Below are 24520 nucleotides of genomic sequence, written 5' to 3'. Positions count from 1 at the left end.
TAGGAATAGCTCTTTTTTGTGTCGCGTAACAGTAAATGAAATTATATCGGCGGTTTTTTAATATATCAGCGCAACTCGAATTATATCGGCGATTTTTTTAATATATCAGCGCAACTCGAATTATATCGGCGATTTTTTTAATATATCGACTTACCGACACATAACGAAAAAATAAAAGCCCTCTAATCATATAGAGGGCTTTTATTTTTTCTAGCTGCAGTGGCTAGAATGATCGGTGGCTTCGCTTCTTCCTTCGAGGCAAAAAACGCCTCTATGTCTGAAGCTCCATCCCCCTCACATTCTGGGCGAGCCGATTCCGCTTTTACTTCACCCAACCGAGCAGCATTTCCCGCACGAATTTGCTTGCTGCGACTGGTGTTTGATCACTATGGTCGTAGACTGGAGCTACTTCTACCAAGTCTGCTCCAACTACATTTATATTTGAATTTGCAATTGCTACGATGGAATCTAATAATTCTTTAGATGTGATACCGCCAGCTTCTAACGTTCCTGTTCCTGGAGCGTGAGCTGGGTCTAATACATCAATGTCGATTGTGACATAGACTGGGCGGCCAGCAAGTTTCGGTAATACTTCTTTTAACGGTTCTAATACGTCAAATTTGTATAAGTTCATACCTACTTCTTTCGCCCATTCAAATTCTTCCTTCATTCCAGAACGAATTCCGAAAGAATATACGTTTTCCGGACCAATTAAATCACACACTTTACGAATTGGTGTAGAGTGGGATAAAGGCTCCCCTTCATACGATTCACGTAAATCAGTATGAGCATCCATGTGGATGATTGCTAAATCCGGATATTTTTTTGCCATTGCCTTAAAAATTGGCCAAGACACTAGGTGCTCACCGCCGAGACCTAGTGGAAACTTATCGGCATCTAAAAGTTTTGATACATACTCTTCAATCATGTCTAAGCTGCGTTGTGCGTTTCCGAATGGTAATGGGATATCACCCGCATCAAAATATTTTACCTCTTCTAGTTCACGATCTAAATACGGGCTATATTCTTCAAGACCGATTGATACTTCACGAATACGTGCAGGGCCAAAACGAGATCCCGGACGGTAACTTACTGTCCAATCCATAGGCATCCCATAAATAACTACCTTTGACTCTTCAAAACTTGGATGACTTTTAATAAATACTTTACCTGAATAAGCTTCATCAAAACGCATATTCTTTTCCTCCTTATGTGGAACTTAAGGTATCCCAACCTTTCACTATTTCTCAAATTTGGAGCGAATTGCTCCTCTTTCTCGATTTACCGGGTCTTCTTTTTAACAACAAGAAGACGATTTTCTCTACAGAAGTGTAAGTAGCTAGCATGTTCAAGTCTTCTGGACAAACACCTTAAATGAGCTACTTACACTTTATTTGTTTGATACAATTCTCTTACTTAATTAAATCGCCAACAAATTTCGGTAATGCGAATGCTGCATTGTGTAATTCTTTTGTGTAGTATTTCGTTTCGATTTCGTGGAAACGCTCTTCACTTACTTCTAATGGATCATGTTTTTTAGATCCAATTGTGAACGTCCAAAGACCACTTGGGTAAGTTGGAATGTTTGCTGTGTATAAACGAGTGATTGGGAAGATCTCTTTTACGTCTTTAAACACAGTTGTAATTAACTCTGGTGTGAACCAAGGGTTGTCCGTTTGTGCAACGAAAATACCATCTTCTTTTAACGCTTTTGAAATTCCAGCGTAGAAGCCTTTTGTAAATAGGTTTACTGCTGGTCCTACTGGCTCAGTAGAATCTACCATAATTACATCGTATTCATTTTCGCTTTCTGCGATATGTAGGAAACCGTCTCCTACTTTTACTTCTACACGCTCATTATCTAATGCGCCTGCAATTGATGGTAAGTATTGTTTAGAGTACTCAATTACTTTTCCATCGATTTCAACAAGAGTTGCTTTCTTTACACTTGGGTGTTTTAACACTTCACGAATAACACCACCATCACCGCCACCAACAACTAATACGTTTTCAGGGTTTGGATGTGTAAATAAAGGTACGTGCGCTACCATTTCGTGATAAACGAACTCGTCCTTTTCTGTTGTCATAACCATGCCATCTAAAATAAGCATGTTTCCGAACTCTTCCGTTTCAACCATATCAAGTTTTTGGAATTCTGTTTGCTCCGTATGTAATGTGCGGTTAATACGCGCCGTAATCCCAAAATGTTTTGTTTGTTTTTCAGTGAACCATAGTTCCATCGTACAATCACGCCTTTCAATGCAAATTTATAATAGGGACATCATTAATGTCCCCTAACAAAAATAAAACAAAACATCCAAAATGTATAGTTAAAAGTACAAAAATACCGAAAATATATTTTAGTCAGAGGGTTCTAACATATGTGCGGAAAGGGTTTGCACCGTAAAAGGAAAGAAAACCCTTTCTTAAGAAAGGGCTTTTGTCTCTATTTCTACTGGTTTACGAATTGGAATTAGGATCATAATACAACCAACTAACACCACAATTCCACCTACTAAAAACGGACTTTGTGGTGAAACAGTATGACCGATAATTCCTGATAAAATCGGAGCAATCGCACCACCTAACCAACGAACAAAGTTATAAACACCTGACGTAACAGATCTTTCATAAGGTGAAATATCCATTACATAACTTGTGTATAATGCATTGTTTAAGCCAGACGCCAATCCTGATAAAACGATAAGAGTAATTTGTAACCACATAATTTTCACAAAGAATAGTGCAATTAAGAAAATCGCAAATACGAGTAAACTACCCTTCAATAATGTTTTTGGTTCATATTTCCCTTCTAGCTTATGTGCTAAAATTGCAGAACCGTAAGCTAACGCGAGTCCCCATCCGCAAAATACAAAGCCTAATTGAATAGCTGATAAATGCATAATAAGTGGTGAATATGCTAACACGACAAAAAATCCGTAGTAGTATAGCATCCCTGAAATGGCACCTTGCATAAATGGTTTATACTTCACCAGGTTAAGTAATTCCCCTACGCCAGCAGCCTTACGCTTCACTTTTCGTTCTGGTTCTTTTACAAAAAAGAATACTAAAATAAATGCTAAGAAAATTAAAATACTCGTCGCGAAAAACGGATAACGCCAAGAATGACCACCTAATATCCCGCCTAATAACGGTCCGCCAGCCATACCTAAGCCGATAGCTGCTTCGTATAATCCTACTGCTTCATGAACTTCTTTACTTAATGCAATCAATAAAGTCATCGCCGTCGCGAAGAACATCGCATTCCCTAATCCCCATCCAGCGCGGAAAAGAGATAATTGAGCAATCGTTTGTGACATACCACATATAAACGCAAATACAGTCACAATCGCAAGACCGATTGTCATCATCCGTTTATCACCAAATCTCGATGCAAATATACCAGCTGGTAACATCATAATTGCCATCGTTAAAATATAAGCGGTAAATAACATTTCAACTTGCCAATGCGATGCACCAATTTTCTCTGCAATAATCGGCAAAATTGGGTCGACTACTCCTATACCCGAAAAGGCAAGGAAGGTAGCCACCACTGTAATCAATCTCCCTAGTTTTTGTTTGCTCTCCATTTTGATTACTCTCCTTTTGTGCTCTCTAAAAATGTTACTGCACGATGTAAACTATCTTCTAGTTCTGCCTTTACACGTTGCATTTGCTCCATTTTTTCGTCTAACGTTTGCACTTGTTTTTCAAGCATATCTTTAATTTCTTGAATCACTTCACGATCACGAGGATTTTCGCTATTTCTTCTTTGCTCCATTCTTTCTTTTAGTGATAAGAAATGCTGCATTTCTTGAAGTGTGATTCCTAGCACTTCTTTCGCTTCTACAATTCTTTTAATTCTGGCAATATCCTCATCCGTATACAGACGGATATTTCCCTCACTACGTTCTGGGGGATGAATTAAACCAATTTCCTCATAATAACGAAGTGTACGTTTTGTTAAACCGACTTGCTTTGTTACTTCATCAATTTTATACATGTTTATTCCTCCCTTAACTTGATTATTACATTTTACGTTAACGTTAACTTTTCTGCAACTGTTAGACTTTTGTAAATGTTTGTCATATTCAATTGTATTTTCCCTAAAGCAGTTTCATAATAAAAGAAAAGAGATAATAAGGAGAATTTCACATGAGTAAACCACTTATTTTCGCTCACCGCGGAGTAAAAGGAACACATCCCGAAAATACGATGATTGCCTTCCAAGAAGCAGAACGCATTGGTGCTCACGGAATTGAACTCGATGTCCACTTATCAAAAGATGGTGAACTTGTCGTAATTCACGATGAAACCGTCGATCGTACAACAAATGGCGTTGGACTTGTTTCTGAAAAAACGGTAGAGGAACTACAATTATTGGACGCTGGTAGCTATAAAGACCCTTCTTTCCATGAAGCAAAAATCCCAACGTTGCGTGAGGTTTTCATTTGGCTTTCCACAACGAACTTACAACTAAATATTGAATTAAAGACAGATGTTATTCATTACCCAAATATTGAGGAAAAAGCTGTTGCACTTGTGCGTGAATATCATCTTTCTAATCAAATTGTATTTTCATCATTTAACCATGACTCTGTTTCATTATTAGCAGAAATTGCTCCTGAAATCCCAAGAGCAATTTTATATGATACACCACTTACTGATCCAATTTCCGAAGCAAAACATAGAGAAGCAAGTGGATTACATCCAAACTTCCAGTTATTAACGAAAGAATTTGTGCAGTTAGCACAAGAGCAAGGATATGTTTTCCGTCCATATACAATTAACGAATACAAAGATTTACAAACTATGATTGATTATGGTGTAGATGTCATCATTACCGATTGGCCAGCACGTGCCTTTGAGCTCCTTTCTTAATGGAAGGAGCTTTTTATTTTCGAAATTTCATTGTTTAAAATAAACGAAAACCCTCAATACTAATACAATAACGCTTGTATTAATGAGGGGCTGAAAAAAGATGGATCAAACTATGAATCCAAAACTTAAAAAATATAAACGTCTTTTCTTCACCGCAATGTTTTCGTGCGTCCTTTTCTTCGTTTTTTCTTTTTTTGTTATTATTATAGTTGCAAAAATTATGGGACCTCCTCCTGTTGCGGTCCCGCAAACAAGCGTCTTTTACGCAAACGATGATACTGTTATTGGACAAAGTAACGAAATTCAAAAACGTTACAATGTCTCTCTTAATGAAATTTCACCTTATGTAAAAGAAGCGACCCTTTCTATTGAAGATCAAAGATTTTATAAACATCACGGCTTCGATGTGAAACGGATTGCAGGTGCAATTGTTGCTGATTTAAAAGCGATGGCAAAGGTACAAGGAGCTAGTACAATTACACAACAATACGCGCGTAATCTGTATTTAGATCATGATAAAACGTGGAAACGAAAATTATTAGAGGCAATGTACACTATCCGCCTTGAAGTAAACTATAATAAAAATCATATTTTAGAAGGATATTTAAATACAATTTATTACGGACATGGCGCTTATGGCATCGAAGCTGCGTCCCGTCTATATTTCGATAAAACGGCAAAAGAGTTAACATTAGCAGAAGCTAGTATGCTGGCAGGTATCCCGAAAGGGCCAAGTGTCTATTCTCCCTTTTTGAAAGAGGATCGCGCTAAAGGACGACAAGCTCTCATATTAGATGAAATGGTGAAGCAAGGATATATTACGAAGCAACAAGCAACCTTAGCGAAGAAAGAGACACTAACTTTTGCCTCATTAGATACGAAAAAAGTAGCAGAGGTCGCACCATATTTCCAAGATGCTGTACAAGCTTCGCTTCTTCGTGATGTTGGATTAGACGAACAAGCTTTACAACGAGGTGGCTTACGAATTTATACAACGCTAGACCCTAAACTACAAGCTGTAGCAGAACAAGCTGTAAAAGATCATATACCTGACACAACAAACATACAAACTGCTCTCGTCTCTATGAATCCAACGACAGGTGAAGTGGCTGCTCTTGTTGGTGGAACTGATTATAATATGAGTCAATTTAACAGGGCTACACAAGCCGTTCGTCAGCCTGGTTCTACATTTAAGCCATTTCTATATTATGCGGCATTAGAACGAGGATTCACGCCTGCTACGCGCTTAAAAAGCGAATATACTGTATTCACCCTAGGTGACGGCGTTTCAAAGTATAAACCGAAGAACTATAAAGATTATTATGCAGATGATTTCGTAACGATGGCACAAGCTCTCGCAGTCTCTGATAACATTTATGCTGTGAAAACGAATTTGTTTTTAGGAGATGACACGCTAGCAAAAACAGCGAAACAATTTGGAATTAAAAGTGCATTAAAAGATGTGCCTTCTCTAGCTCTCGGTACATCACCAGTAAAACCAATTGAAATGGTTAACGCTTATAGCATGTTCGCAAACGGTGGAAAAGAAGTAAAACCTACTTTCATTCGCCGCATTATGGATCATGAAGGAAATATATTATACGATGCTCATTTAGAGAGTAAACAAGTTCTCGACAAGAGCAAAGCATTTGTAATGGAAGAAATGATGACTGGTATGTTTAATAAGAAACTAAGCAGTTATGCTGCTGTAACTGGCCAATCGATGTTATCAAAATTATCAAGAACATATGCCGGCAAATCTGGTTCTACTGAAACGGATAGTTGGATGATCGGATTTACTCCGCAAATCGTAACAGGTGTATGGGTCGGATATGATCAACCTAAATCTATTTCAAACGTAGCAGAACAGGGGTATGCGAAGAAAATATGGACTGATACGATGGAGAAGGGCTTAGATGGACAGCCTAAAAAAGAATTTAAACAACCAAGTGACGTCGTAGCGGTTAATATCAATCCAGAGAACGGTAAAATTGCTACAAAAAATTGTCCTATTTCTGTGAAAATGTATTTCGCTAAAGGTACCGAACCGACTGAATATTGTATGGATCACGTCGATGATAAAGAAGAATTTGAAAAAACAACTGAAGAAAAGAAAAAAACAAGTTGGTGGAAAAAATATCTTCCTTGGTAAAAAAAATAGCTGACGGGCATCCGTCAGCTATTTTTTATTCACTTAATAATGCACGGCGCAATTCTTCACTAGATTCGTTCCAAATCGCTTCATTATGTTCTTTCAAGAACGTACCAAGTACCTTTTTAGATGATTCATCCATATGGTCAACCATAATGTGACGCTTCAATGATTTATCCATTTTATTTACGTGTTCTGGAAGTGATTTATATCCGCGGCGAATCTCACGGTCAACTGTCATTTCACAAGCTGTTACACCTGCGTAATACGCACCTGTCGCAGTTCTTTCAATTGTTACCCAAACAAGCCAAAATGGTTTTCCATTTGGAACTTCATCTTTATTTGTTAAAAACTTAATACCTTTTTCTACTGTACTACGCGCATGCATTGCACCGATATCAACGAATGCAGTCTTCTCTAGTACATCAACAAATACAGGTGAAATGTTTTCTAAGCTTAATGCTCCAACACCAAACCCACCATGTCCATCTGTTGAATCATTTTTCACGATATTAAAACCGATTTTTTTCTTTTTCTCTGTCATATGTAAAATCCTCCTCACTTAAAAATTATAAAAGGCCAAAAATAGGCGCAATGATGCTGTCTAAAAATACAAACACATGCGGAATAACTACCTGGAAAATAGGTTGAATTGTGTAATTACTAAGCGGTGTAATAACGAGAATTAATAACGCAATTGCCCCGTATTTTTCATACTGTGTCATTTTCGCGCGAATATTTGCTGGCGCTAAATCTTCCACAACTCGATATCCATCAAGTGGCGGGATCGGTAATAAGTTAAATACAAGTAAAACGATATTCAGCATAATAAAAATCTGGAAAAATTGAGCTAACGTATCTGCCACTGCAGATGGAATTGAGTATAATACACCAAATTTTAATAAGCTATACCAAATAATTAAACCAATTGCACTCAAAATTAAGTTACTAATCGGCCCTGCAATTGAAACTAATATACCTGCCAGACGCGGTCTTTTAAAGTTATATGGATTAACAGGAACTGGTCTTGCCCAACCGAATCCAAGAATTAATACTGCAATCAAACCGATAGGGTCTAAATGGGCCATCGGTGATAACGTTAAACGCCCTTGTCTCTTTGCTGTATCGTCCCCAAATTTATATGCAACATATGCATGTGCAAATTCATGAACGGATAGTGCAATAATAATTGCCATTGCTACTAACGGAATTTCGTGCAATGGATATCTAAATAACTGATCCATACTTCATCTCCTCTTCCATATGTCAAAAAAAGAAATTATTTGTTTTTTCGATTGTTCTTCCCCATAATCCGCTATAATAAGAGTGTAACTTACATAAAAGGAGCGATTGTACATGCCATACGTAACAGTGAAAATGCTAGAAGGACGCACAGAAGAACAAAAGAAAGCTCTTGCTGAGAAAGTAACAGCAGCAGTAAGCGAAACAACTGGTGCTCCTGAAGAAAACATCGTTGTTTTCATCGAAGAAATGTCTAAAAACCATTATGCAGTTGGCGGAAAACGCTTAAGCGACAAATAATTTCAAGTTTTTTCATAAGAAGCAGCCATTAGCTGCTTCTTATTTCTTTCCTTCTAACAACTCAATAATTCTCTCTTTATATTTTCCTTTTCTTCCATCTTCATAGATTAAATCATGTGGATAGAATAGCTTTTGATCCGTTCTTTTCTTACCTGTAATCGCCTCAACAATATCCGACTCACGTGAAAGCTCTCTAAGCTCTCCGTTTGGCATAAGAAGTAGGATTGGTAGACGCTCTTCTTCTTCTCCTGCACGATAAAAGTCATACGGTAAGTCTGATGTTGAATCAACTACTAAATAATACTCCGGATCAAGTCCAATCTTTTTAAATAAACTACTTAATTCCATCCAATTATCTAAACCGTGTTTATCTGTAAACTCTACATATTTAAATAGATTTCGATTCATAAAACGGCGGCATAAATCGCTTAAAATTGGATCTTCTTCTTCCTGCCATACTTGGAAGTAGTAATACATAACGTTCTCGTCTAACTTTAAATAATCCTCTACTGTTACTTCTTCTTCAAATAAAGAATAGAAATGAACAGGATGATTTTTAAATGTATAATACTTCTCGTGCAGTGATTTCGCACGGTGTAAAATCTTCGTTAAAATAACTTCTGCACTTCGCGTTACTGGGTGGAAATATACTTGCCAATACATTTGATAACGACTCATAATGTAATGCTCAACAGCATGCATACCACTATTTTTAATGACTACTTGATCCCCATACGGGCGCATTACACGCAGTATACGTTCCATATCGAAGTTTCCGTACTTTACGCCTGTAAAATAAGCATCTCTTAATAAATAATCCATACGATCCGCATCAATTTGGCTCGAAATCATACTAATTGCTAATTTATTAGTAGACGTTTTTGCAATTACATCTGCTACCTTTTGTGGAAACTCCTTATCAACACGACTTAATACATCATTAATCTCCGTATCGCCAACGATAATCTTTTGCGTAAATTTCTCATGATCTAATGAAAATACTTTTTCAAACGAGTGAGAAAATGGGCCGTGGCCGACATCATGAAGTAATGCCGCACATAAACATAACAATCTATCTTCAGCATTCCAATTTGGTCTGCCATCAAACACATCATCAATCATACGACGAATAATTTCGTATACACCTAACGAATGAGTAAAGCGACTATGCTCTGCACCGTGAAATGTAAAAAATGTCGTTCCAAGCTGCTTAATACGGCGCAAGCGTTGAAATTCTTTCGTTCCGATTAAATCCCAAATAACACGATCACGCACGTGCACATATTTATGTACTGGGTCTTTAAACACTTTTGTTTCGCTGAGTTTGTCGTTTAAATATACCACTTTCCGACATCCCCCTTTCTTTACTACATTCTTACTTTATATTATAAACGAAATGAGAAACAGAAAGAAATGAAAGACTGTATTAATTCCCTTTATAAAAAGAAAAAATCACCTTTACCGAAGTAAAAGTGATTTCCTTTATACATTATTTACCTAAAACGAATTCAGCAACTTCGTCTAAGATCATATCTTTCCCAAGTGGGAAGTAACCTTTGTTTAAGTCTTCATTTTTAATTGTAAATACGTGGTTGTTTTTAACAGCGTTCATGTTTTTCCAAATTGATTCTTCTTGGAATTCTTTCAAGCGCTGAGAACCGTCACCAGTTGTAAACACGAATAAGTAATCTGGGTTGTAATCAATTAAAGCTTCTTTTTGTACTTGTACTAACGGTTTATCAGTTGGTGTACCTTTAACTGCTGGTAGTTTTAAATCATTAAAGATTACGCTACCGTAACCGTAGTCACCGTATACACGGAAAGCATTTGGATATGCAGCCATTTTCATAAATGTTGCTTCACCAGTTTTAGCGACGATTTTGTCATGTAATTTGCTTGCTTTTTCATCATACTTTTTGAACCATTCTTTTGTTTCTTTTTCTTTACCGAAGATTTGACCTACTTCTTCAAATTTTGGACGCCATTGATCTAATGGAGTGTTTAACATAACTGTTGGTGCAATTTTAGATAATTGATCATAAATCTTTTCTTGACGATTATTTACAAGAATTAAATCTGGTTTTGCAGCAGCTACTGCTTCGATGTTAATTTTATCGCCCCAAGCAGAACCAACTGGTTTAACGTCTTTTAGTTTCTTTTCAATATGTGCATCAATTTTTTCTTGAGATGTATTAGCAGTAATAACCGGTTTCATACCGAAAATTAATAATTCTTCTGTTGAACCACTAAGGTCAGCAATTTTCTTTGGGTTTGCAGGAATTTTAATTTCCCCTTTTGCATGTTTTACAGTGCGCTCTTCAGTCTTTGCATCTGCTTTCTTTTCTTCTTCTTTGTTAGAACAAGCTGCAAATAGTACAGAAGTCACAACTAGTACCATTGCTAATAGTGCCATTTTAAAATTCTTCATGTTCCCACTCCTTCTAGCTGTATTTATCTTATAAGTTACAACGAACTATAAGAAACAAAGATAACAAATAATTAATATATATTTATTAATTGTTGTTAATAACCCATTCTAACGGGCGTTCAACTTCCCATTCTTATATAAGAAGCTCAACGTCCATTAGAAGTCCCCCTCTTCACGAGGGGGTTCTACTTATGCTTTTTTACGCAATTGATTACTAATCATCGCTAAATCATATGTTAAACAAATTGGCTTACAGTTTACTGGACATGGAACGATTTGAGCTTCAATCTCAAATACGTTACGAAGTGTTTCACTTGTCATAACTTCATCTGGCGTTCCTTGTTTCATTAACTTACCTGCTTTTAATGCAATCATATGATCGGAGAAACGAGAAGCGTGATTTAAGTCATGGATAACCATAACAATCGTTCTACCTTCTTCTTCATTTAACTTTTTCAATAAGTTTAATACTTCTAATTGATGAGCCATATCTAAGTACGTCGTTGGTTCATCCAATACAAGTAATTCTGTTCCTTGTGCAAGAGCCATTGCAATCCAAACACGTTGACGTTGACCGCCTGATAGCGCTTCTGCTGGACGATTCGCAAATTCTTTCATTCCTGTCACTTCAAGTGCCCAGTTAATATAGCGATAATCCTCTTCTTTCAACGTGCCAAACCCTTTTTGATGAGGGAATCTTCCATATGACACAAGCTCAAATACAGTAAGACCCGTTGGCACTTCTGCAGTTTGTGGTAAAATCGCCATTTTCTTTGCAATTTCTTTCGTTGGCTGTTTCTCAATTGCTTTTCCGTCAAGATAAACAGTACCTTGCTTTGCCTTCAAAATACGAGACGCCGTTTTTAATAATGTGGACTTCCCACAACCATTTGGTCCAATAATTGTTGTAATTTTCCCTTCCGGAATTTCAACTGTTAATCCATCAATAATTAAACCTTCATTATAGCCAACCGATACCGCATCCACCGCTAAAGTTGCCATACGAAAAGCCTCCCTTTATTTTGTCCTCATAAGTAAATAAATAAAATACGGTGCACCAATTACAGAAATAACAAGACCGACTGGTATTTCTGAAGTTGTTAGTACACTTCTTGAAATTACGTCTGCGAATAAAAGTAAAAACGTTCCTATTAGCGCAGCTGTGGGCAACATAATTTGATGTTTACCACCAACAAGGCGCCTTGCTAAATGCGGGGCCATTAAACCGATAAAGCCAATTCCGCCGGCAACAGCAACAGATGCCCCTGCTAAACAAACTGCAATAAATAATAATTTACGTCTTTCTTTTTCTACGTTTACACCAAGGCCAACTGCTGTAGAATCGCCTAGGTTCATTACATTTAATATGTGTGCTTTACTTATAGCAAGCGGTAAGAAAATAACCATCCATGGAAGTACACTTAATACGAATTTCCAATCTGTACCCCATAGACTTCCCGCCAGCCAAATCGTAGCAAAACGAAAATCGTTAGATGTCATCTTCATAGAGAAAATTAAACTAACAGCTCCAAATCCAGCTGCAACGGCAATACCGACTAGTATTAATCGAGTCGATGAAACGCCGTCTTTCCATGCTAGTAAATAAATAATTACCGCTGCTAATATTGCTCCAACTAGTGCGAAGAATGGGAGAATGAATACAGATAAAAATGTACCAGTCCCTACTTTCCCGAAGAAGAAGTAGACGAATATAACAACTGTTAATCCCGCTCCAGCATTAATACCTATAATACCTGGATCAGCAAGAGGATTTCGTGATAAACCTTGCAAAATCGCGCCTGACATAGCTAAAGCAGATCCGACTAGTATAGCAATTACCATACGCGGCATACGGAATTCAAATAAAATAACAGACTGATCTTCAGCCCCTAGTCCAACCAATGACTTTAATACGTCCATTGGCGGGATTTTAAAAGTTCCTGTATTTAAACTAATAAGAAATATAGAAACGATTAGTCCTACTAAAATCGTTAATATAGAAATGTTCTTTTTTGTTAAGACACTCGTCCTCACATCTTTCCTCTCCCTTCATTACGTGCTAAGTAGAGGAAGAATGGAACCCCAATTAGCGCTGTAATTGCTCCAATTGGCGTTTCAAATGGCGGGTTAATAACGCGAGATAACATATCTGCACATTCAATTAACAGCCCACCTAAGACCGCAGAACATGGAATAACCCATCTATAGTCCGAGCCTACGAGGAAACGAGTCATATGCGGAATTACAAGACCAACAAATCCAACTGATCCTGCCATGGAAACTGCGGAACCCGTTAAAACAAGAACAAGTACTGTTCCGATAAATTTAATCAATGTCGTATTTTGACCAAGTCCAATCGCAATTTCTTCACCGAAGCTCAAAATTGTAATATATCTCGACATCATAATTGCGATAAAAAGACAAACAAGGCCAATTGGCACTAACATATTAATACTTTGCCATTTCACTCCAGCGACTCCGCCTGCATTCCACATACTCACCTCTTGGGCAAGATTGAAATACAATGCGATTCCAGATGAAATTGCCCCTAATAAAGCACTAATAGCTGCACCTGCTAAAGCTAATTTCACAGGTGTTAATCCACCTGGTGAAGAAGATCCAATTCCATATACAATGCTTGCACCAAACGCAGCTCCAATAAAAGATGCGATAACAAACATTAAATAAGGTGAATTAGGGAAAAATGCATACATAATTGCAATTCCAAATACAGCTCCATCTGTAATCCCCATTAACGATGGTGAAGCAAGTGGATTTCGCGTCATACCTTGCATAATTGCTCCTGATACCGCTAAAAAGGCACCTGCAACTACGCCCCCTATTGCTCTAGGCATGCGAAGCTCTTGAATTACGTTATGATGTGTAATAGATCCATCAAACTGAAATACAGCTTGCCATACAGTCTTTAAACTAATATCTGCAGCCCCAAAAGAAATAGAAACTGCCATGCTTAAAGCTAACAAAATTGTACCCGCTACTAAAATAATAGAAGCGATGAGCGGTCTGCTCTTAATCTCTTTAACATTCTCTTCTTGCTGTTCTATACTGCTTGCGCTCGCTTCCATCCCTCAACCATCCTAACCAACAACATATATTTATTGAAATGAAATTTATTCTCAAATAGTAATAAAAAAATTAGGTGAATTGTTATTTCCCTGATAATGATTCTCAGAATCAGACACTTCTATTCTACCTATCGCTTTAAAAGACTGTCAACCATTATTTTGAAATATAAATTTATACAAATTGGTATTTTAATACAAAAGTTATGTTCATCCTTTAGAAAATGTTCGTCCACACAAGAGTACTTTCGCAGAATAAATCATTCCTCTTATGGGCATAAAAAAAGAAGAGTAATCTTTTCACTCTTCTTTTTCTTACTTATTTAACTTTGCTTCAATTTTCACGATTAACTCATCTTCTGTTGGAGCCGCAACTGGACGGTTATTTACAAATGCGAATGATTTTTTACGACCAGGACCACAGTAAGACTGACATCCAACTTCAATCGTTGCACATGAATCTACTTTTTTTAACTTCGGAACTAACGTTTTAATGTTCGTTGCCTGACAGTCATCGCACACGCGAAACTCGTTTCCCATTACATAACACTTCCTCTATTTTAAACTTTTCTCAAGTACATTTAAAAATAAACACTAAATGGTATTTTACCGCTCTTTGAAGCTCGTTGCAAGTTTCCCTACAAAGCCTATTCTCTACATAATGATACATATTTATATGCTCTCCTACAGAAGCGCTCACCATTCATGGGAAAATTTTTACCTTTCATCGAAATCTACCATATTTTTAAAAGCTTTGTATAAAAGTTTATTTTTTTGCCCATTATAAAAATAGGAAGTTCATAAAAAGAAAGGGAGTTGAATCTATGAAAGTAAGACAAGATGCTTGGACAGATGAGGATGATTTATTACTTGCTGAAACGGTACTTCGTCATGTTAGAGAAGGAAGTACGCAATTAAATGCATTTGAGGAAGTAGGGGATCAGTTAAATCGTACATCTGCTGCTTGTGGTTTCCGCTGGAATGCTGTTGTTCGCTATAGCTATGAACAAGCTCTTCAACTAGCAAAAAAACATCGTAAAGATAAAATGCGTGCTGCAAGCGGTGAACAAGCGAAAAAACGTTTACTTTATACACCACCAGCTTCAGATTCGATAACTGATTATGAAGAATTAGTACAAGAAGAATCAATCGTACAATATAAAGAAGCTATTCCATATCAAGAATCTACTGCTCCTGCTGCAAGAGGCTCTATGACAATGCAAGATGTTATTTATTTTTTACAAACAGTCGGATCTTCAAATATAAAAGTGACAGCTCTTGAAAACGAGAATACGAGATTGAAACAAGAAATTAAAGCACAAATCCTTCGGAATGAGGAACTAGAAAAGAAACTAGAAAAATTAGAAAAGCAATCTCATACTGTACAAGAAGATTACGAAACACTTATGAACATTATGAACCGTGCTCGTAAATTGGCAGTCATGGATGACGAAGAACGTTCTCAAACATCTTTCCGAATGGACCGAAACGGTAATTTAGAAAAAATTGCAGAATAAGAAGGATGCATGCAATGCATCCTTTTTATTATTTCACCTTTAAGCTCCCCCTTTATATGTGAGAAAACTCCATTCTTCATTTTTTGCTATAATAGAGATTGTCATTTTAAAGATAAGGGGTTAGTTATATGAGCAATTCCCGTTCCATTTTATCTCAGCCAGAGTGGCGCATTGTAGATCAGTCTAGTTTGGGACCAACATTCCATGCACTTCAGTCATTCGCAATGGATGACACATTATGCACAAGCATTGGAAATGGCAAGTCAGCCGCAACAATGCGTTCTTGGGTTCATCACAATACAATTGTCCTTGGCATTCAAGATTCACGCCTTCCGCATTTAGAAGAAGGTATTTCTTTTTTAAAACAACACAACTTCAATGTTATTGTTCGTAATTCTGGCGGGCTTGCAGTCGTGCTTGATGAAGGTGTTTTAAACGTATCACTTTTATTCCAAGAAACAGAAAAAGGTATCGATATTGATCTTGGATACGATACAATGTGGCATTTGATTAAGGAGATGTTAAAGGATTACGACGTTACTATCGAGGCAAAAGAAATTGTTGGCTCTTACTGTCCTGGTAGTTATGACTTAAGTATTCGCGATCAAAAATTCGCTGGTATTTCACAACGTCGTATTCGCGGGGGGGTCGCTGTCCAAATTTATCTCTGTGCTACCGGAAGTGGCTCTGAGCGTGCCGCACTCGTTCGTGATTTCTACAACCTAGCAATTCAAGGAGAAGAAACACGCTTTACGTACCCTGAAATTGTACCAAGTACGATGGCCTCACTCTCAGAATTACTTGGCGAAACCATTACAGTACAAGATTTAATGATGCGTCTTTTAAAAACATTGCAGCAATTCGCTTCAAAGTTAACACCATCTCAATTAACAATAGACGAGATTCCTTTATATGAGACGAATTTACAACGTATTATTGATCGTAATAATAAAGCACTTGGCTTAGAAAAATAAAGACCGTCGCTATTATAGCGACGGTCTTTATTTCAATTCATTATAGAATTAAAGTGCTTGAGCTGCTGTAATTAAAGCTAACTTGTACACTTCTTCTTCGTTACATCCACGAGATAGATCATTTACAGGCATGTTTAAGCCTTGTAAGATTGGTCCTACTGCTTCGAAGTTACCTAAACGTTGAGCGATTTTGTAGCCAATATTACCAGCTTCTAAGCTTGGGAATACGAATACGTTAGCATCACCTTTAATTGTAGAACCTGGAGCTTTTTTCTCAGCTACAGATGGTACGAATGCAGCATCGAATTGGAATTCTCCATCTAAAGTTAACTCAGGAGCCATTTCTTTTGCAATGCGAGTTGCTTCTACAACTTTTTCTGTTTCTGGAGATTTCGCAGAACCTTTTGTAGAGAAGCTTAACATAGCAACGCGTGGATCAATGCCGAATAACTCAGCAGTTTTCGCACTTTCGATACCGATTTCAGCTAAATCTTGGCTGTTTGGTGCAATGTTAATTGCGCAATCAGCGAATACATATTTCTCTTCTTCACGTACCATGATGAATACGCCAGAAGTTTTTGTAACGCCTGGTTTTGTTTTAATAATTTGAAGTGCTGGACGAACTGTATCAGCTGTAGAGTGAGCTGCACCACTTACTAAACCGTGTGCTTTGCCCATGTATACAAGCATTGTACCGAAGTAGTTTTCGTCTTTAAGGATTTTGCGAGCGTCTTCTTCAGTTGCTTTACCTTTACGGCGTTCAACGAAAGATGCTACCATTGCATCCATTTCTTCGTATGTAGCTGGGTCGTAAATATCAACGCCTGCTAATGTTAAATTCATGCTAGCAGCTTTTGCGCTAATTTCTTCCTTATTACCAACTAAGATTGGTTTTACTAACTCTTCTTTTGCTAAACGCTCTGCAGCGCCTAAAATTCTTTCATCAGTTCCTTCAGGAAGTACGATAGAAATGCCTTTTCCTTGAACTTTTTCTTTTACTGTTGTAAATAAGTTGCTCACGAATAAACCCTCCTACATATGTTAAAAAAACTCTATCTTTAAGAATACTGCTTTTCTTCTATATTTTAAACTTATAGCTCCCAAAAAATAGATAAAATAAAAATGATTATATTTTCATAAAATTCAGCCGTTAAATTCACCTTGCTTAAACACTTAAATGTGACAATTTTATGCGCCAAGGTTTTATATAGATGATTTTAAAACTATATATGCTATAGTTAACGTGTAAAACTATCATTAACTGAGGTGAATAGAATGAGTGAAGCAACAACAACGTTAGATGGCTGGTATTGTTTACATGATTTACGTTCTATTGATTGGGCTGCATGGAAAACATTATCTAGCGACGAACGCGGACAAGCAGTGTCTGAATTTTTAAATGTCGTTGAAAAATGGAACGAAGTAGCTACTGCGAAAAAAGGTAGTCACGCAATGTATACAGTTGTTGGCCAAAAAGCTGATATTATGCTTATGATTTTACGTCCAACAATGGAAGAGTTAAATGAAATTGAGACAGAATTGAATAAAACAACTTTAGCTGAATATATGGTTCCTGCATATTCTTACGTATCTGTTGTTGAATTAAGCAACTACCTTCCAGCTGATGAGGATCCATACCAAAACCCGCAAATTTTAGCTCGTTTATATCCTGAATTACCGAAAGCAAATCATATTTGCTTCTATCCAATGGATAAGCGTCGCCAAGGTGATGACAACTGGTACATGCTTCCTATGGAAGAACGTAAAAAAATGATGTACAGCCATAGTAAAATTGGTCGTCAATACGCAGGTAAAGTACGCCAAGTGATTTCAGGATCTGTTGGATTCGACGATTTCGAATGGGGCGTAACATTATTCGCTGACGATGTTCTTCAATTTAAGAAACTTATATACGAAATGCGCTTCGATGAAGTAAGTGCTCGTTATGGTGAATTTGGAACATTCTTCGTTGGAAACATTTTACCAGACGAAAAAGTAGAGAAATTTTTACACATATAAATGGTGAAAAGGAACGAAATTCGTTCCTTTTTTTATTCTTCTCTATATTTATCCTCAAAAATCTCCTTTTTTCTACACTTTTGAAGAAAAACCAACATTTTTTCAAATTTCTTGTAAAATTGTAACCTTTTTATATGTAAAGATATGCTAAAATGATACGAGCTATATGCTAAATAACGATGCGAAGGTGATAATCTATATGAAAAAAATCTTGTCTATTTTACTATTGCTTGTATTGTCAATTTCTTCCTTAGGAGTAACAACATCCCATGCGGAAGAAAAAATACATATTGAGGCGGCTGCTGCACTTTTATTTGATGCAGATACAGGAAAAATACTTCACGAGCAAAATCCAGATGAATTGCTAGCTATTGCTAGTATGTCAAAATTAATTGTTGTTTACGCTGTTTTAGAAGCAATTAAAGAAGGAAAAATCACATGGGATACGAAAGTAAATATTTCTGATTACGCTTATGAAGTCTCTCGTAATAATGAATTCTCTAATGTACCGTTCGAAAAAGGACGTCAATATACTGTAAAAGAATTATATCATTCTATTGTTATATTCTCTGCAAATGGATCTAGTATTGCTTTAGCAGAACTTCTTGCAGGAAGTGAGAAAAACTTCTTAAATCTTGCAAATGAACATGCTAAAAAGCTAGGATTAAAGAAATATAAATTTGTAAACGCTACTGGCTTAAATAACGCTGACTTAAAAGGAAAACATCCTGAGGGTACTGATCCAAATGCAGAAAACTCTATGTCAGCTCGTGATATGGGTATGCTTTCAAAAGCAATGATTACAAAGTATCCAGAAATGCTAGAGGATACAAAACAAAGATTTAGAAACTTCCCAGACAATCACCCAAAACCAATTCGTATGGAAAACTGGAATTGGATGTTACCAGGAGCCGCTTTCGCTTATGAAGGTACTGATGGTTTAAAAACCGGAAGTTCTGATACAGCTGGATACGGATTTACCATTACTGCTAAACGTGGTGATGTACGTCTTATCTCGGTTATTATTAAAACAAAATCAATGGATGAACGTTTCACGGAATCTCGTGAATTAATCGAATATGGATTTAATAACTTTGAAAAACAAAAACTAAAAGTTAATAAAAACAATACAATCTCTGTAGTAAAAGGGAAAGAAGACCAAGTAACTGTTGCACCCGAAAAAGAAATAACAGTAATTGCGAAAAAAGGTAGCAAAGAGCCTTATAAAATTGGAACTGAATTAGATAAATCTCTTTCTGAAGATGGACATTTAGTTGCCCCTATTAAGAAAGATACCAAAGTAGGCTCAATTACTTTAGAATCAACTGATAAATATGGTTTCTTAGACGGTAGTAAAAGTATGAAAGTTACTGCAAAAACGACAGAGGAAGTTGAAAAAGCAAATTGGTTTGTGTTAACAATGCGCTCTATTGGTGATTTCTTCTCAAACTTATGGTCTAAAATTTTTTAATAAAAAAGCTGGCTCACGCTAGCTTTTTTTATTTTCCACTCTCAATGTAAAACTTCGTTTGGTTGTCATATCTGAGTCCTTTTTCTCATACGTATGAACTAGTAATTGTTACACACTTCATCTAGAAATAAAGTGAAACTTTAATCAGTGGGGGAATCCCCCGCTGATTATTAGTTGAACCAATCGGGCGTTTACGGGCAGTTTGATCTCCCATCTAATTTCTTTACTTCAACCAAATTTTAGGGCAGGAGTCTTACTGCCCGTTAATGCGGGATAAACCTCTTTCCAAAAGGTATTACAAAAAGAGAGGTGACACATAATGGGCGTTATTGCTTATAACGAAGAAGATGTAAAGTTGTTGGCTAGACTGATGCGTGCTGAAGCCGAAGGAGAAGGGCAACAAGGAATGTTAATGGTCGGAAACGTTGGAGTAAATCGTGTCCGCGGAAATTGTTTAGATTTTAGAAAAATACGTAATTTACGTCAAATGGTTTATCAAAATCCTGGTGGTTTTGAGGCAACACAAAAAGGGTATTTTTATCAAAGAGCCAGGGAACAAGATATCGCCTTAGCAAGGCGAACTATTCAAGGACAACGTTTTTGGCCCGCTAACTTTGCCTTATGGTTCTTTAGACCTGAAGGTCCTTGTCCGCCAACTTGGTATAACCAACAAAACTCTGGTCGCTTCAAAAAGCACTGCTTCTTCCAACCATCTGGCGAAGACTGCCCTAGCGTATATTAAGAGATGAAAATGAGGAGGGATTTTTGAATGGCACAGCAACAAAATCCGTACTATGGAACAGGTTTTTATCAACCATCTGGAACTTATGTACAACCGCAACAAATGACTCAACAACAGCAGCAAGCGATGCAACAACAAACAGCTCAAGCTGCGCAAGCTCAATATGCAATTTCTCAAGGCATGTTACCTCTAGAGCAATCCTATATTGAAAATATCCTTCGTTTAAACAAAGGTAAGCAAGCTACGGTTGTAATGACCTATGAACGTGGCAGTTCCCTTGGCACACAATCTTATACAGGTATTATTGAAGCAGCTGGCCGTGACCATATCGTTATTAGTGAACCGCAATCAGGAAAACGCTATTTACTACTAATGATCTACTTAGATTACGTAGAATTTCCAGAAGAAATTACGTATTTACCTAGTCAACAAGCAACTTATACTCCAAGACCATAAAAAAAGCTGGCAAATGCCAGCTTTTGTTTTTTTATAATCCTTTTACAACTGCAGTCCCTACTAGGATCCACGCCACAATAAACGCTACACCACCAAGAGGTGTAATTGGACCAAAGAACTTAATACCTGTCGTACTTAATGCATACAAACTACCTGAGAACATAATAATTCCAGCTACCATTAGCCAACCAGCAGTAGTTAAAAGTGATGATTGAACCTTATCCATCAATAAAGCAACTACGAATAGTCCACCTGCATGAAACATTTGATATGTAACGCCTGTTTTCCACACTTCTAACATTTTTGCAGAAATTTTATTTTCTAAACCGTGTGCTCCAAAGGCCCCTAATGCAACAGATAGCCCCGCTGCAATACAACCTAGTAAAAAGAAAATTTTCATCTTAATTCCCCTTTTTTACCTTTATCATAAGCAATTTTTGCATATAAGCCAAACGATTTATCTTCTAAAAATCAAATAAAGAATTACCGTTTGCATCACTTTCTTTTATATATACTGGCTCCCCAGAAACAGGTGCAATTGGTTGCATAGTTGTTACTGGTTGTGATCCAATTACTTGCGATGGAATTTGCGGTTCTCTATATGTAGATGTTTCAACTTGTTCATCTAATAATAAGTCACATAAAGCACGCACAACTAATAAATGTTCTTTTGACTTTTGTCCTTCACTACCTTTTGCCTTCGCAATTTCATTCGCCATTTTATTTAAAATCTTGTCGCTAGATATTTGCATTTCTTCTCACCTCGTACTTTGTAATTCTTTCTCGAATTGCCCCAATTTCTCTACTGAACCAAATACTATTATCATATCACGTTCTTTCAATTTTTCCTGCCCTGCTGGATTATGTATAATATCCCCATTTCTTGAAATCGCTAATATTGTTACATCAAACTGATTCCTTACATTACTCTCTAGTAACGATTTACCAACTAATATTGAATCTTTTCCAACTAGAATTTCTTCAATGACAAATGACTGTTCTATTCCATACAACACTGTATCAATATAATGAACGGTTAATGGATTTGCAATACCTTTTGCGATATGAATACCCGCCATACTAGATGGATTAATAACCTTATTTGCACCGGCACGCCTTAATTTCTCTTCAGTTTCTGGCTTTTCAGATCTCGCCACAATTTTAATCGTATCGTTTAACCCTCTTGCTGTTAATGTAATAAATACATTTTCGGCATCATTTGCAACAATAGCAACTAAACCAGCTGCTTTTAAAATTCCGGCATTATGTAATACTTGATCTTCCGTTGCATCTCCATGTACAAATAAAAGCTTTTCCTGCTCCAATATACTTTCATCTTTATCAACAACGACAAATGGAATATTCTTTTCTTGCAATTCATGTACAACTTGAAGCCCCACTCTACCGCAACCACATACTATAATATGATTTTTCAACTGCGCTATTTGTTTATCCATCTTCTTCCTCCGTACTGCATGAAATAAATTCCCTTCAATAATCATAGCGGCCACTACCCCAATTGCATACGTAACAATACCTACGCCAACAGGAATAATAAGAAGCGCAAATACTTTCCCCGCTTGCGTTACAGGAACAGCATCTCCGTATCCAACAGTCAATACAGTAATCATTGTCATCCAAAATGCTTGAAACAAACTAATCTCTTCAATCGTCATAAATCCTATCGTTCCTAGAATTACAACAAAAGTCATACATATAACTGCTATCCATAATTGCTTACGTGCATTCATACCGTGTTTCAACTCTTTTCTCTATCTACAATCTTTGCCAGTGGAAATAAAATACGTATATACTAGATACGGAATCTATGAAAGAGGTTGATATAATGAAGACATTTCTTTCCGCCTTACAATGGGCACTATTTATTTTAGCTGGAAGCCTTATTGTACCAATTAGTGTCGCAACTAGTTATGGTCTTGATGGCGCTGAAGCTATCGCATTCGTACAAAGAACGTTATTTGTTCTAGGCTTTGCTGGTCTCTTGCAAGCTATATTTGGGCATAAACTTCCTATTCAAGAAGGTCCTGCTGGCCTTTGGTGGGGAATTTTCTCCCTTTACGCAAGTTTAGGCGTCGTATTATTTGGATCAAGCAATGAGACACTTAAAGTTCTTCAATATGCTTTCTTATTAAGCGGTATTATTTGTATTATTCTTAGCGTTTTTGGACTTATTGATAAACTTGTTCGCTATTTTACACCGACAGTCATTGGAACGTATTTATTTCTTCTTGTCGCGCAGCTTAGTGGCTCCTTCTTAAAGGGAATGTTTGGCCTTGATGGAAAACATACAGAAGTACAACCTAACGTATTTATTCTTTCACTCATTGTTATTTTACTATCCTTTTTCATCATGAAGCTACCTATTATTGGACAATATTCCGTTCTTTTCAGTATCGTATGCGGCTGGATATTATTCGCATGTTTCGGATTATCTAATCCAATAACACCAGTGACAGACATAATCCGTTTTCCATCCTTATTTGTTTTCGGAATGCCTCGTGTTGAATGGAACATGGTAATTACGGTCATTTTCGTTACACTCTTACTTCTAACAAATATGTTAGCAAGTATTCGCGTTGTACAAAAGGTTGTCTCTAAATATGAAGAAAACGCTGCATCAGATCGTTTTAAACAAGCTGGCATTATAACAGGAATCAACCAATTGCTAGGCGGCCTATTTTCAGCTATTGGGCCTGTCGCTATTTCTGGATCAGCAGGTTTTATTGCAACGACTAATATTTATAAACGTCTCCCGTTTATATTAGGGTCAAGCTTTATTATTGTCGTTAGTATATTTCCAAAGATTACTTCATTCTTTGCAGCAATCCCTGTTGCAGTTGGTTATGCCGCTATTTATCCTGTATTCGCAAGCATGATTGGTCTCGCCTTTCGAGAATACGAAACTGTCCAGGATAAAGAACGATTATTTAAAGTAGCCGGTCTTTCAATCTTTACAGGAGTCGGAGTTATGTTTGTTCCAGCAGGAGCATATTCCACACTTCCACCATTTCTAGCATCGTTTTTAAGTAATGGTCTCGTTCTTGGATCTGTAATGGCAATCTTGCTAGAAATACTATTTTCTCGTTCCGCTGCAAAACAAATATCGTAAATTGGAAAACTTCCATTATTGCACTCTACCTTTAGAGTTGTTACGATAAAATCAAACTTTAATCATTGGGGTTTTATTCTTCCCCAATGATTATTAACCAATATTATGAGCAACAACTCATAATA

26 protein-coding genes are annotated in these 24520 nt (G+C 36.9%); 10 read left to right on the top strand and 16 right to left on the bottom strand.

All coding sequences use genetic code 11. The annotated features are described in order from the left end of the window. Positions 1–322: 322 nt before the first annotated feature. From speB to IQ781_RS16215, 4 genes are all read right to left on the bottom strand, one after another. Positions 323–1195, bottom strand: coding sequence for an agmatinase (gene speB / locus IQ781_RS16230; RefSeq protein ID WP_001209831.1), 873 nt, complete (start codon positions 1193–1195; stop codon positions 323–325). A 217-nt stretch (positions 1196–1412) separates the two neighbouring features. Beyond that, positions 1413–2240, bottom strand: a complete 828-nt coding sequence (gene speE / locus IQ781_RS16225) for a polyamine aminopropyltransferase (RefSeq protein ID WP_000424696.1) — start codon at positions 2238–2240, stop codon at positions 1413–1415. A 186-nt stretch (positions 2241–2426) separates the two neighbouring features. Further along, complete coding sequence (locus tag IQ781_RS16220) at positions 2427–3590, bottom strand: MFS transporter (RefSeq protein WP_000444228.1); 1164 nt, start codon at positions 3588–3590, stop codon at positions 2427–2429. Between the two features lie 5 nt (positions 3591–3595). Further along, positions 3596–4003 carry a MerR family transcriptional regulator gene (locus tag IQ781_RS16215; protein WP_000276560.1) on the bottom strand — a complete coding sequence of 136 codons (408 nt, stop codon included), beginning with the start codon at positions 4001–4003 and terminating at the stop codon, positions 3596–3598. 152 nt (positions 4004–4155) lie between these two features. On the opposite strand from IQ781_RS16215, the gene IQ781_RS16210 reads away from it, so the two are divergent. Then, entirely contained in the window at positions 4156–4881 is a 726-nt protein-coding gene (locus IQ781_RS16210; protein WP_000042779.1) for a glycerophosphodiester phosphodiesterase, read from the top strand. A 100-nt stretch (positions 4882–4981) separates the two neighbouring features. Further along, positions 4982–7033, top strand: coding sequence for a transglycosylase domain-containing protein (locus tag IQ781_RS16205; RefSeq protein ID WP_000372958.1), 2052 nt, complete (start codon positions 4982–4984; stop codon positions 7031–7033). Positions 7034–7067: 34 nt separating this feature from the next. Here the strand turns inward: IQ781_RS16205 and IQ781_RS16200 are convergent, their stop codons facing one another. Together IQ781_RS16200 and IQ781_RS16195 are read right to left on the bottom strand one after the other, a co-directional pair. Beyond that, a complete protein-coding gene (locus IQ781_RS16200; protein ID WP_000136678.1) occupies positions 7068–7577 on the bottom strand; it encodes a YwhD family protein in 510 nt (169 codons plus the stop codon). 25 nt (positions 7578–7602) lie between these two features. Continuing rightward, positions 7603–8277 carry a site-2 protease family protein gene (locus IQ781_RS16195; RefSeq protein WP_000372445.1) on the bottom strand — a complete coding sequence of 225 codons (675 nt, stop codon included), beginning with the start codon at positions 8275–8277 and terminating at the stop codon, positions 7603–7605. A gap of 112 nt (positions 8278–8389) precedes the next feature. Here IQ781_RS16195 and IQ781_RS16190 point away from each other — a divergent pair, with 112 nt between their 5' ends. Further along, positions 8390–8575, top strand: a complete 186-nt coding sequence (locus tag IQ781_RS16190; RefSeq protein WP_001147171.1) for a 2-hydroxymuconate tautomerase — start codon at positions 8390–8392, stop codon at positions 8573–8575. 39 nt (positions 8576–8614) lie between these two features. On the opposite strand, the gene IQ781_RS16185 is transcribed toward IQ781_RS16190, so the two are convergent. The 6 genes from IQ781_RS16185 to IQ781_RS16160 all read right to left on the bottom strand — a co-directional run bounded on the left by IQ781_RS16185 (position 8615) and on the right by IQ781_RS16160 (position 14626). Then, positions 8615–9919 carry an HD domain-containing protein gene (locus IQ781_RS16185; RefSeq protein ID WP_000262728.1) on the bottom strand — a complete coding sequence of 435 codons (1305 nt, stop codon included), beginning with the start codon at positions 9917–9919 and terminating at the stop codon, positions 8615–8617. 145 nt (positions 9920–10064) lie between these two features. Beyond that, positions 10065–11003, bottom strand: coding sequence for an ABC transporter substrate-binding protein (locus tag IQ781_RS16180; RefSeq protein WP_000787724.1), 939 nt, complete (start codon positions 11001–11003; stop codon positions 10065–10067). 189 nt (positions 11004–11192) lie between these two features. Then, positions 11193–12005, bottom strand: coding sequence for an ABC transporter ATP-binding protein (locus IQ781_RS16175; RefSeq protein WP_000212068.1), 813 nt, complete (start codon positions 12003–12005; stop codon positions 11193–11195). A gap of 15 nt (positions 12006–12020) precedes the next feature. After that, positions 12021–13037 carry a FecCD family ABC transporter permease gene (locus IQ781_RS16170; RefSeq protein ID WP_001260757.1) on the bottom strand — a complete coding sequence of 339 codons (1017 nt, stop codon included), beginning with the start codon at positions 13035–13037 and terminating at the stop codon, positions 12021–12023. Next, on the bottom strand, positions 13034–14089 hold the full coding sequence (locus IQ781_RS16165; protein WP_000388294.1) for a FecCD family ABC transporter permease: 1056 nt from the start codon (positions 14087–14089) through the stop codon (positions 13034–13036). The genes IQ781_RS16170 and IQ781_RS16165 overlap by 4 nt, the downstream gene beginning before the upstream one ends. A gap of 312 nt (positions 14090–14401) precedes the next feature. Then, positions 14402–14626 (bottom strand): YuzB family protein, encoded by a 225-nt coding sequence (locus IQ781_RS16160; protein WP_000526071.1) that lies wholly within the window; start codon positions 14624–14626, stop codon positions 14402–14404. A gap of 284 nt (positions 14627–14910) precedes the next feature. Here IQ781_RS16160 and IQ781_RS16155 point away from each other — a divergent pair, with 284 nt between their 5' ends. Then, complete coding sequence (locus IQ781_RS16155; RefSeq protein WP_050229021.1) at positions 14911–15603, top strand: RsfA family transcriptional regulator; 693 nt, start codon at positions 14911–14913, stop codon at positions 15601–15603. A 128-nt stretch (positions 15604–15731) separates the two neighbouring features. Then, positions 15732–16577, top strand: coding sequence for an octanoyl-[GcvH]:protein N-octanoyltransferase (gene lipL, locus IQ781_RS16150; RefSeq protein WP_050229024.1), 846 nt, complete (start codon positions 15732–15734; stop codon positions 16575–16577). A gap of 48 nt (positions 16578–16625) precedes the next feature. Here lipL and pta read toward each other — a convergent pair whose 3' ends face one another. Continuing rightward, positions 16626–17597, bottom strand: a complete 972-nt coding sequence (gene pta, locus IQ781_RS16145) for a phosphate acetyltransferase (protein WP_000067215.1) — start codon at positions 17595–17597, stop codon at positions 16626–16628. 255 nt (positions 17598–17852) lie between these two features. Here pta and hemQ point away from each other — a divergent pair, with 255 nt between their 5' ends. The 4 genes from hemQ to gerQ all read left to right on the top strand — a co-directional run bounded on the left by hemQ (position 17853) and on the right by gerQ (position 21265). Then, on the top strand, positions 17853–18596 hold the full coding sequence (gene hemQ, locus IQ781_RS16140) for a hydrogen peroxide-dependent heme synthase (protein ID WP_001287595.1): 744 nt from the start codon (positions 17853–17855) through the stop codon (positions 18594–18596). A 199-nt stretch (positions 18597–18795) separates the two neighbouring features. After that, positions 18796–20067, top strand: coding sequence for a serine hydrolase (locus IQ781_RS16135; RefSeq protein WP_000722869.1), 1272 nt, complete (start codon positions 18796–18798; stop codon positions 20065–20067). A gap of 319 nt (positions 20068–20386) precedes the next feature. Next, a complete protein-coding gene (gene cwlJ, locus IQ781_RS16130; RefSeq protein ID WP_000538169.1) occupies positions 20387–20809 on the top strand; it encodes a cell wall hydrolase CwlJ in 423 nt (140 codons plus the stop codon). A 27-nt stretch (positions 20810–20836) separates the two neighbouring features. Beyond that, positions 20837–21265, top strand: coding sequence for a spore coat protein GerQ (gene gerQ, locus IQ781_RS16125; RefSeq protein WP_000068652.1), 429 nt, complete (start codon positions 20837–20839; stop codon positions 21263–21265). 31 nt (positions 21266–21296) lie between these two features. Here gerQ and IQ781_RS16120 read toward each other — a convergent pair whose 3' ends face one another. The 3 genes from IQ781_RS16120 to IQ781_RS16110 all read right to left on the bottom strand — a co-directional run bounded on the left by IQ781_RS16120 (position 21297) and on the right by IQ781_RS16110 (position 23016). Beyond that, positions 21297–21665, bottom strand: a complete 369-nt coding sequence (locus IQ781_RS16120; protein ID WP_000688315.1) for a DUF423 domain-containing protein — start codon at positions 21663–21665, stop codon at positions 21297–21299. Between the two features lie 64 nt (positions 21666–21729). After that, a complete protein-coding gene (locus tag IQ781_RS16115; RefSeq protein ID WP_063219918.1) occupies positions 21730–22017 on the bottom strand; it encodes a YwdI family protein in 288 nt (95 codons plus the stop codon). Positions 22018–22023: 6 nt separating this feature from the next. Beyond that, positions 22024–23016 carry a potassium channel family protein gene (locus IQ781_RS16110; RefSeq protein ID WP_000993980.1) on the bottom strand — a complete coding sequence of 331 codons (993 nt, stop codon included), beginning with the start codon at positions 23014–23016 and terminating at the stop codon, positions 22024–22026. Between the two features lie 95 nt (positions 23017–23111). On the opposite strand from IQ781_RS16110, the gene IQ781_RS16105 reads away from it, so the two are divergent. Continuing rightward, positions 23112–24395, top strand: a complete 1284-nt coding sequence (locus tag IQ781_RS16105) for a purine/pyrimidine permease (RefSeq protein WP_000847034.1) — start codon at positions 23112–23114, stop codon at positions 24393–24395. Positions 24396–24520 lie beyond the last annotated feature (125 nt).

The sequence above is a fragment of the Bacillus sp. N447-1 genome, from assembly GCF_022701035.1.
Taxonomy (GTDB): domain Bacteria; phylum Bacillota; class Bacilli; order Bacillales; family Bacillaceae_G; genus Bacillus_A; species Bacillus_A cereus.
Note: the sequence above shows the minus strand (reverse complement) of the source record. Positions and strands in the feature narration are given on the sequence as shown.

Excerpts from the sequence above, each read along its gene's own strand:
- IQ781_RS16120 (WP_000688315.1), bottom strand. The coding sequence starts at position 21,665 with ATGAAAATTTTCTTTTTACTAGGTTGTATTGCAGCGGGGCTATCTGTT.
- IQ781_RS16190 (WP_001147171.1), top strand. The coding sequence starts at position 8,390 with ATGCCATACGTAACAGTGAAAATGCTAGAAGGACGCACAGAAGAACAA.
- IQ781_RS16215 (WP_000276560.1), bottom strand. The coding sequence starts at position 4,003 with ATGTATAAAATTGATGAAGTAACAAAGCAAGTCGGTTTAACAAAACGT.
- IQ781_RS16155 (WP_050229021.1), top strand. The coding sequence starts at position 14,911 with ATGAAAGTAAGACAAGATGCTTGGACAGATGAGGATGATTTATTACTT.
- IQ781_RS16105 (WP_000847034.1), top strand. The coding sequence starts at position 23,112 with ATGAAGACATTTCTTTCCGCCTTACAATGGGCACTATTTATTTTAGCT.
- IQ781_RS16180 (WP_000787724.1), bottom strand. The coding sequence starts at position 11,003 with ATGAAGAATTTTAAAATGGCACTATTAGCAATGGTACTAGTTGTGACT.
- hemQ (WP_001287595.1), top strand. The coding sequence starts at position 17,853 with ATGAGTGAAGCAACAACAACGTTAGATGGCTGGTATTGTTTACATGAT.
- speE (WP_000424696.1), bottom strand. The coding sequence starts at position 2,240 with ATGGAACTATGGTTCACTGAAAAACAAACAAAACATTTTGGGATTACG.
- IQ781_RS16210 (WP_000042779.1), top strand. The coding sequence starts at position 4,156 with ATGAGTAAACCACTTATTTTCGCTCACCGCGGAGTAAAAGGAACACAT.
- IQ781_RS16110 (WP_000993980.1), bottom strand. The coding sequence starts at position 23,016 with ATGAATGCACGTAAGCAATTATGGATAGCAGTTATATGTATGACTTTT.
- IQ781_RS16220 (WP_000444228.1), bottom strand. The coding sequence starts at position 3,590 with ATGGAGAGCAAACAAAAACTAGGGAGATTGATTACAGTGGTGGCTACC.
- IQ781_RS16115 (WP_063219918.1), bottom strand. The coding sequence starts at position 22,017 with ATGCAAATATCTAGCGACAAGATTTTAAATAAAATGGCGAATGAAATT.
- IQ781_RS16165 (WP_000388294.1), bottom strand. The coding sequence starts at position 14,089 with ATGGAAGCGAGCGCAAGCAGTATAGAACAGCAAGAAGAGAATGTTAAA.
- IQ781_RS16205 (WP_000372958.1), top strand. The coding sequence starts at position 4,982 with ATGGATCAAACTATGAATCCAAAACTTAAAAAATATAAACGTCTTTTC.
- cwlJ (WP_000538169.1), top strand. The coding sequence starts at position 20,387 with ATGGGCGTTATTGCTTATAACGAAGAAGATGTAAAGTTGTTGGCTAGA.
- lipL (WP_050229024.1), top strand. The coding sequence starts at position 15,732 with ATGAGCAATTCCCGTTCCATTTTATCTCAGCCAGAGTGGCGCATTGTA.
- speB (WP_001209831.1), bottom strand. The coding sequence starts at position 1,195 with ATGCGTTTTGATGAAGCTTATTCAGGTAAAGTATTTATTAAAAGTCAT.
- gerQ (WP_000068652.1), top strand. The coding sequence starts at position 20,837 with ATGGCACAGCAACAAAATCCGTACTATGGAACAGGTTTTTATCAACCA.
- IQ781_RS16195 (WP_000372445.1), bottom strand. The coding sequence starts at position 8,277 with ATGGATCAGTTATTTAGATATCCATTGCACGAAATTCCGTTAGTAGCA.
- IQ781_RS16160 (WP_000526071.1), bottom strand. The coding sequence starts at position 14,626 with ATGGGAAACGAGTTTCGCGTGTGCGATGACTGTCAGGCAACGAACATT.
- IQ781_RS16200 (WP_000136678.1), bottom strand. The coding sequence starts at position 7,577 with ATGACAGAGAAAAAGAAAAAAATCGGTTTTAATATCGTGAAAAATGAT.
- IQ781_RS16135 (WP_000722869.1), top strand. The coding sequence starts at position 18,796 with ATGAAAAAAATCTTGTCTATTTTACTATTGCTTGTATTGTCAATTTCT.
- IQ781_RS16175 (WP_000212068.1), bottom strand. The coding sequence starts at position 12,005 with ATGGCAACTTTAGCGGTGGATGCGGTATCGGTTGGCTATAATGAAGGT.